1 rRNA gene is annotated in these 1,651 nt (G+C 55.3%); it reads right to left on the reverse strand.

The window, feature by feature from the left end:
• Positions 1–72 precede the first annotated feature (72 nt).
• Positions 73–1,583 (reverse strand): 16S ribosomal RNA (locus HMPREF3104_RS10165).
• Between the last annotated feature and the right edge of the window lie 68 nt (positions 1,584–1,651).

Here is a 1,651-nt window from a genome sequence, read left to right on the forward strand (position 1 = left end):
AGTGGCAGTCACACACTCGGCGACATCAACCACCAACACCCACAACTATGGGTTAAACATAAAGCTCCTTAGAAAGGAGGTGATCCAGCCGCACCTTCCGGTACGGCTACCTTGTTACGACTTCGTCCCAATCGCCGATCCCACCTTCGACAGCTCCTTTTGACAGGCCACTGGCTTCGGGTGTTACCAACTTTCATGACGTGACGGGCGGTGTGTACAAGGCCCGGGAACGTATTCACCGCAGCGTTGCTGATCTGCGATTACTAGCGACTCCGACTTCATGGGGTCGAGTTGCAGACCCCAATCCGAACTAAGGCCGACTTTCAGCGATTCGCGTCCCCTCACGAGGTAGCTGCGCGTTGTACCGACCATTGTAGCATGTGTGAAGCCCTGGACATAAGGGGCATGATGATTTGACGTCATCCCCACCTTCCTCCGAGTTAACCCCGGCAGTTTCTCATAAGTCCCCACCATCACGTGCTGGCAACATAAGACAAGGGTTGCGCTCGTTGCGGGACTTAACCCAACATCTCACGACACGAGCTGACGACAACCATGCACCACCTGTACACCAGCCACAAGGGAAACTACATCTCTGCAGCGATCCGGTGTATGTCAAGCCCAGGTAAGGTTCTTCGCGTTGCATCGAATTAATCCACATGCTCCGCCGCTTGTGCGGGCCCCCGTCAATTCCTTTGAGTTTTAGCCTTGCGGCCGTACTCCCCAGGCGGGGCGCTTAATGCGTTAGCTACGGCACGAACCCCGTGGAAGGGACTCACACCTAGCGCCCACCGTTTACGGCATGGACTACCAGGGTATCTAATCCTGTTCGCTCCCCATGCTTTCGCTCCTCAGCGTCAGTTACTGCCCAGAGACCTGCCTTCGCCATCGGTGTTCCTCCTGATATCTGCGCATTTCACCGCTACACCAGGAATTCCAGTCTCCCCTACAGCACTCAAGTTATGCCCGTATCGCCTGCAGTCCCACAGTTAAGCCGTGGACTTCCACAAACGACGCGACAAACCACCTACGAGCTCTTTACGCCCAGTAATTCCGGACAACGCTCGCACCCTACGTATTACCGCGGCTGCTGGCACGTAGTTAGCCGGTGCTTCTTCTCCAAATACCGTCAAAATTCGTCTTTGGCGAAAGGAGTTTACAACCCGAAGGCCGTCATCCCCCACGCGGCGTCGCTGCATCAGGCTTCCGCCCATTGTGCAATATTCCCCACTGCTGCCTCCCGTAGGAGTCTGGGCCGTATCTCAGTCCCAATGTGGCCGTACACCCTCTCAGGCCGGCTACCCGTCGACGCCTTGGTAGGCCATTACCCCACCAACAAGCTGATAGGCCGCGAGCTCATCCCACACCGAAAAAACTTTCCACCACAACAACTACGAAGTGGTCCTATCCGGTATTAGACCCAGTTTCCCAGGCTTATCCCGAAGTGCAGGGCAGATCACCCACGTGTTACTCACCCGTTCGCCACTCGAGTACCCAAGCAAGCTTGGGCCTTTCCGTTCGACTTGCATGTGTTAAGCACGCCGCCAGCGTTCATCCTGAGCCAGGATCAAACTCTCCACAAAAACGTTTCAGCAGAAACAGGCCGTGAAAAGCCCAATACCTAACCAAAAACAAACCAACCAACACAACA

This window comes from Corynebacterium sp. HMSC30G07, assembly GCF_001806945.1.
GTDB lineage: Bacteria > Actinomycetota > Actinomycetes > Mycobacteriales > Mycobacteriaceae > Corynebacterium > Corynebacterium riegelii.